The sequence below is a fragment of the Flectobacillus sp. genome, assembly GCF_049240685.1.
In the GTDB taxonomy this organism is placed as follows: Bacteria; Bacteroidota; Bacteroidia; order Cytophagales; family Spirosomataceae; genus Flectobacillus.
In genome coordinates, this window is the sequence record NZ_JBMLSD010000315.1 from 1 (window position 1) to 6,752 (window position 6,752).

General features: G+C 36.0%; 4 protein-coding genes. 2 read left to right on the top strand and 2 right to left on the bottom strand.

The window, feature by feature from the left end; genetic code table 11:
• Nucleotides 1–109: 109 nt before the first annotated feature.
• On the bottom strand, nucleotides 110–1,453 hold the full coding sequence (locus ACOVQ4_RS14465) for an APC family permease (RefSeq protein WP_421821338.1): 1,344 nt from the start codon (nucleotides 1,451–1,453) through the stop codon (nucleotides 110–112).
• Between the two features lie 492 nt (nucleotides 1,454–1,945).
• Between ACOVQ4_RS14465 and corA the strand changes: the two genes are divergently transcribed.
• Both corA and ACOVQ4_RS14475 read left to right on the top strand, forming a co-directional pair.
• Nucleotides 1,946–2,890: a magnesium/cobalt transporter CorA gene (corA, locus tag ACOVQ4_RS14470; protein WP_166553680.1), complete on the top strand. Its 945-nt coding sequence runs from the start codon at nucleotides 1,946–1,948 to the stop codon at nucleotides 2,888–2,890.
• 550 nt (nucleotides 2,891–3,440) lie between these two features.
• Complete coding sequence (locus ACOVQ4_RS14475; protein ID WP_421821339.1) at nucleotides 3,441–4,511, top strand: mechanosensitive ion channel family protein; 1,071 nt, start codon at nucleotides 3,441–3,443, stop codon at nucleotides 4,509–4,511.
• Nucleotides 4,512–4,986: 475 nt separating this feature from the next.
• On the opposite strand, the gene ACOVQ4_RS14480 is transcribed toward ACOVQ4_RS14475, so the two are convergent.
• A complete protein-coding gene (locus tag ACOVQ4_RS14480; RefSeq protein ID WP_421821340.1) occupies nucleotides 4,987–6,351 on the bottom strand; it encodes an HAD-IB family phosphatase in 1,365 nt (454 codons plus the stop codon).
• Nucleotides 6,352–6,752: the final 401 nt, after the last annotated feature.

The following is a 6,752-nucleotide window of genomic DNA, read 5'->3' on the forward strand; positions in this document are numbered from 1 at the left end:
CTCGCCAAGTTGGTTGATAATTAAAGAAATGTCTTCCATAAGTTTTGTTTTTGAGAGGTTAGTAAATATCTCATTCCTTCACTTTTCATTTTTCATTCCTTCATTCCCCCTATATCTTCAAATTATCCATCGCTTTTTTCAGAATAAAATACAGCGGTAACCCACCTAAAAATAGACCGATAGCTGTTGGTAAATTCTCCTTATTCTCAACCAAAGAGCTAATCGCAACTACCGTATATACAGCTATAAAAATGACAGGAAAAAGGACTTTCCCAAAACCAATCATATAGGTTTCGCCTAGTATCTCTTTGCTCTTTTTTCTTAGTAAAAAAATCGTTGCTGCCGAGGTAATCATACCTACAGAGTCGCAAAACATCACATAGTTTAATAATTCTTTGAAGGAATCTGCAAAAAAGAGGAATAGCACCAAAAACGAAGCAAAGACCGTTAAAGCAAATTCCTGTACTTGTGATTTATCATTTTGCTTTTTGAAAACTTGCGGCAAAACGCCATCTTCTGCCATCGCAAAGTAGACTCTTGGATTCGTCAGCATAGCAGAATTCACAAAAGTTAGCACCGAAATAAAGAGCAATACTGACGTGAATTTGAAGCCTATTTCCCCAAAGAAAACCTTCGCCAAATCAGCCGTTAATGATTTTGACTGCGCAATACCTTCTATGCCTAAAACTTTGTAATAGGCAAAGTTGATGGCCAAATACAAAAACATGACCAAGCTACAACCAATAAAAATTCCTTTGGGCGTATTGCGTACAGGATTTTCGATGTCAGTACCAAAGTTGATGGTTTGTTGATAACCTCCGTAGGTAAAAAAGATAGGAATAAAGCTCACGGCCAAGGCTTTGAGATAATCGGTAAACTGCCAAGCCTCTTGACTAATAGCAAAATTAGTATGACTTACAGGAGCAGGGTGACCAGCAAAAATAGTCAGAATTAATAATGCCATAAGTACCATTTTGATCATCGACAATAGATTTTGGGTTTGTGCAGAAAGACGAATACCCAAAAAATTGATGATATATAATACTACAATCGTTGAAATCGAAGTAATTTTTATTCCCATCGGATTCTGAAGCGAGGCTGGCATAATGATAGGATTGATGTACTCAGCACCCACAATTGCCACAATAGAAGTAGCTCCTGCATTGGAAATTACTAACATCCAGTTGACCATAAAGGCAAAAGCTGGGTGATAGCAATACGAAAATATTTTGTAAAAACCGCCTTTTACGGCATATCTCGACCCAATTTCGGCATAGGTAAGTCCTCCGAAAAAACTTACGACACCTCCTAATATCCAAGCCAAGAAAAAAATGGAGGGACTTTGTGCAGATTTGGCTACTTCGACTGGATTACGGAAAATTCCCATTCCAATAATGAGACTTACCACAAGCATTGTGGTGTCAAAAAGGTTTAGTTTATTCTTTGCAGACATAGTTTGAGGATGAGCGTACGACGAGTACTAGGGTTAATTTAGTTTGGTTTAGGTAAAGTATAACCAGTCTTATCTTACCGAAGAGCTCAAAAAGTTTTGGATTCTCCATACTCCGAGGTTTTGACTTGTTGTTTTACACATGAAAAAGAAATTTACTAAATTCTCTTCAAAAAGAGAATAGCCCAAAAGTTGAGTGAATGGTCTATATAAATTAAGCGCAATACCATTTTTTATAATCAACTAACACACAACAACTTACCACAAAATGCAGCTTTGTGAAGTTTTGAAAAGATAGGATTTTTCTGAGTTGATACCCTACAGTACCCTCCAAAAACCCTTAGATTGCTTGTATTAATGTAGGATGTTTTATATTTTCAAAAACTCATTAGCAAACTACGCTAAATCACAAAGTATATCTCGGTTGCCCTTTGGTACAGCCTAGCATGTTGAACAAGTCTTGGATACTACTCCAACACCAAAACAACTACTGACATGGTAAGAATCTTTTATAAGGAGAAAAAACAAATCAGAAAGGAAAACGACGTGAGAATGCTCTCGCAAATTCCAAATGTGATTTGGGTGGACTTGCAATCGCCAAGTCCCGAAGAGGAAGAATGGATAGAAAGCAAATGCCAAGTTAGTTTTCAGACACCGCAAGAAATTGTGGAGATTGAAAGTAGTGCCCGTTTTTTTGAACAGGGCGATATGATGGTAGCCAACTCCAATTTTTCTAAAATAGACCAGCATGGCTATCATAGTTATCCTGTTTCGTTTTTGATAAAAAATACTACTTTATTTACCTATCGTCAGGGCGATTCGAAAACTTTTGCGGATACTGTAAAAAAGATGCGTGTATATGTAGAACCTTTTGAGACAGGTATTGATATTTTCTTGTTATTGCTCGAAACACGCATCGAAGCCGATGCCGATTTGCTGGAAAATATGTCACGCGAAATTACCAACATCAGTAAATCACTTTCCAACGAAAAAAAGCCAAAACAAGAAATACTCCTAAAAATCAACACTTTGCAAGAAAACTCCATGATGCTTCGTGAAAGTATTATCGACAAACAGCGTGTATTATCGAGTATTCAACGAAGTAGATTATTTCCAGAAAGTTACCGTGAAAGATTAAGGATTGTATTGAAAGATATTAGTTCCTTGACGGAATATACCACTTTCAATTTTGAGCGTTTGGAGTACCTTCAAGATACATTTACAGGTTTGATCAACCTCGAACAAAACCAGATTATTAAAATCTTTACGGTTGTAACCATCGTTTTCCTCCCTCCTACGCTCATCGCTGGGATTTTTGGGATGAATTATCAAGTCATGCCAACCATTTTGCATCCTTATGGTTTTTATTTGGCATTGATTTTAATGATGCTTTCATCTACCGCAGTACTTTGGTTTTTTAAACGCAAACACTGGATTTAGGGAATCACGAAACAAGCATTTCGGATATCGGATGTGTGATTTCGGAAGCAAAAACTTCTATTTTTATGACAAATAAAGGCATTTTGGTTTATTTCCGAAATCAGCAATCCCAAATCTACAATTGTTTAAAAATGCGTTAAATTATTGATTTTGGGCTTTTTTAAATAAAATACTGAAGGTTTTCTATCATTAGACAATCTAATTCGATTCTAATTATTTATTAATTGGACTTTAAGTCTGGCGTTTTTCCTTTGTATTATCAAACGTAAAGAAGAACTAACGCTAAGTAGTGTCTAGTATTTTTAGAACAAGTTTACTATAAACTTGATATCCAATACATATTTCGAAGCTTATTTCGATGTAAAAGCTTTATTCATCACAAAAAATGGTGTTCGATTCAAAAGACAGCATTCAAAACCAAACATTCCTACTTATTAAAGACTTTTCCACTACTTTATCGTATATATTTTAACTCAAGTAACTACTTGGGCTTAATCATTCTTGTTAAATCTTTCGCTTAATTCTACTCAAGCGTACAATTTTGGATATTATGTTAGAATCAAACTGGATTATAATCGTATTTCTTTTAGGCTGGATTTGTGTTGGTGTAGGTATCGCCAAAACAATTCAGACCATTTGGCGAGGACGTGTAAAGGCAGCTTATGGCAACTTTGATACGATTCACTCTGAAGCAAGTTTCAATGATATTTTATTGGTAAGTATCCACAACAATATTGTGCCCTTACTTGCAGCTATTTTCATGGAAATGGGTGTGGAATATTACAATAAAGAACTTGGTCATTATCAAATCTATGCGGGAAGAATTGCTCATATTTTTTTAATTTTTAGTATTGCTAAAGCCTGTGCCAATTTTTTCACAAGCTTGGCAAATCAAAAAATGCCGCAAGTAAATGGGTCTGTACCTACGTCCTCTATTATTACTAATATCATTCGAGTGGCCATTTATATTGGTGCATTAGTAATGATTTTGCAAAGCGTTGGGGTGTCGGTAGCACCAGCACTTACTGCACTGGGAGTCAGCGGTTTGGCAGTAGCTTTAGCCTTGCAAGATACCTTATCAAACCTTTTTGCAGGTTTGCAGTTATTAGTATCAAAGAAGATTCGTCCGCAAGATTATGTACAACTTTCGACAGGAGAAGAAGGCTACATCGAAGATATTACTTGGCGAAATACAACAATTAGAACAATGGCAAACCATATTGTGATTGTTCCCAATTCGAAAATCTCGACCAATGCGCTCAAAAATTACAATTTCCCTGATACCGAAACCCCTGCAACCGTCAGTATTGGCATTTCGTATGATTGCGATTTGGAATATGTAGAGAAAATTGCCATCGAAGTAGCCACTGGTACAATGCTTAGATTAGAAGGAGCCGTCGAGAATTTTACACCAGTAGTAAGATTCAATTCTTTTGAAGAGTCTTCCATCAAAATGACGGTGATTATGAGAGCCAAAACTTTCAGTGATCAGTTTCTCATCAAACATGAGTTTATGAAAGATATTCATAAAAAATTTAGAGAAGAATCTATCGAAATTCCGTTTCCAACAAGAACAATGATTATGAAATCGCCACAAGAAATGGCCTTGCATGAGGAATAGAAGAAATTTCACAATTGTGGATTTTGGATTAGTCGTGTACGAAAAGCCCTAAAACTAATTATTTCAGATATCGGATATTAGATTTCGGATGTGTAAGCTTTTACATTTCTTTAAAAAATAAAGGGGTTTAACCTTATTTCCGAAATCCTCAATCCCAAATCTGAAATTGTTTGGATTCTTTTTTACAGCACCAATTGCGGAAATATAGAAAAATACGATTATCCGAATTCTGTACTCCAAACTCCGCACTCAAAATTCATCACTAGAACGATTTATTGCCTTCCACTAAATAAAGAGTGCTCCCCAAAGTGGGGAGCATTTCTTGCTTATAATGAGTTGTTTACGAAGGAAAGCAAGCAATTTCGGATTTGGGATTTTTGATTTCGGAAATAAAGTAAAATACCTCTATTTTTTACAAAAAATAAAAGATTACACTTCCGAAATCAGAAATCCCAAATCCACAATAGTTCATAATCTACTCTACAAAAGCCAACATAGGTTCAAAGCTTCGTTCTCGGAGTACCACATCGGCTACCAACTCTAAGGCGGGATGACTAGCGCAAAACGAAAATCCTACACCAGCTTTTTGTACCATACACATATCGTTTTCGCCATCTCCAATCACCATTATTTCCTCGAGCGTCAATCCCAAAGCTGCTGAGATATACGAAATCACATGGCTTTTACAATAATCATGTTTGCAATTGGCCTCATGATGTCTAAAAAAAGCAGAAGGAATTTTTACTTCACCAGTGGTATTTCCTCTCCAAAACTCTAGGTCATTAGCCATAGTAAAATCCAATTGAAACTTATGCATCAGGTGGTTAGTTACCAAACTATAGCTATCACTAACAATACCTATGATGCATCCCTTATGCTTCAAAGCCTGCACGGTGTGCTCAAAATCTGGCGTTATCGGAATCATATCCAATACCTCAATAATTTCGGCAACAGTATGTCCTTTCATCAATTTGGCAATCTCCTTAGTTCTAATAACAGGGTTTACATACTCCATAGCAATTTTTCGGAGAGCTTTTTCAAAACCAAAATGGCGTGCTGCAGTTTGAATAAAACTATCTGACAAAATGGTTCTATCCATATCAAACACCACCACCTTATGTTTGAGCGCAGGATTCAGCTCTGCACGAAGCCCACCAATTACCGATTGATGAGGAATTGCATGATAAGTAGTATCTGCTTCGGCACGATTCATAATGGCGCGGGTAACTTCCTTTGCCATATTCCCGAGAGATTGTAGAGGTTTCATTTTGTTTTCGACATAGCCAATATTGACTTCGACAATTTTGGCATTGGCTTGGTACATATCTATAAGCAAACCAATATCTACCCCATAATCATTTTCAAAAACAATATTTTCCAAAAAACTCCTTTTACCTGATACTATCCCACTGAGCGGTTGAGAAAACTGATTTAATTCAGGGAAATAGATATCCAAAAGAGGTTTTGCCAACAACTCCGTTACACGACCAGCCTGCCTATCAAAACAAGACTTAACAAAGTCGGCGCCTTGTTCTAGTAAAGGATTTGCCATCAAATCCACGATGTTTTCGGGATAGGTAGGAATATCGGCATCCAGAAATATCAAGTACTCTCCTGTTGCCAATCTGACTCCTTCTTGCATAGAAATACCCTTTCCTTTTTCAGCGCTACCTATTACGCAGGCACCAGATAACAAAGCTACCGAAACGGTATTATCGGTCGAGTTATCATCAATTACCAAAACTTCTTTTGTCAGTTTAGAATTAAAAGCCTTTCGTACTACTTCCGAAATAGTAGCTTCTTCATTCCATGCTGGAATAATTACGCTTATATTTTTCATAAATCATTCATTTTAAGTGATATAAAACAGTTTACTCAAAATGTCGATTTAATATTACATTTGGCTTATACATGCATTAGAATCCCCTTAAAGCTACTGTGCTACACAATTCTAATAAATTTCTAATCTTTTACTAATCATTTGCTGATACTTGCCTAGTAAGTTTGTATAGAAAAAATATAGCCGTATTAAATTGTACGAAAATTAAAATTTAAGTTTTAAGCTTTCAGGTATCGGCTTTCGATGGTGGGCTATGGGAAAAATGCATGTTCGTGGTCGTTAAAAATATTTTAACACTCTTTGCCTTGTGCCTGTTGCCTTGTCCCTAAAACACAAAACTTAAATATAATTTTGTACAGTTACTTAAACTTTAGATATAAAGAGTATTTTTAGAGAAATTA

What these genes read in the sequence shown, in the direction of transcription:
- ACOVQ4_RS14465 (WP_421821338.1), bottom strand. Translation starts at nt 1,453, where the DNA reads ATGTCTGCAAAGAATAAACTAAACCTTTTTGACACCACAATGCTTGTG.
- corA (WP_166553680.1), top strand. Translation starts at nt 1,946, where the DNA reads ATGGTAAGAATCTTTTATAAGGAGAAAAAACAAATCAGAAAGGAAAAC.
- ACOVQ4_RS14480 (WP_421821340.1), bottom strand. Translation starts at nt 6,351, where the DNA reads ATGAAAAATATAAGCGTAATTATTCCAGCATGGAATGAAGAAGCTACT.
- ACOVQ4_RS14475 (WP_421821339.1), top strand. Translation starts at nt 3,441, where the DNA reads ATGTTAGAATCAAACTGGATTATAATCGTATTTCTTTTAGGCTGGATT.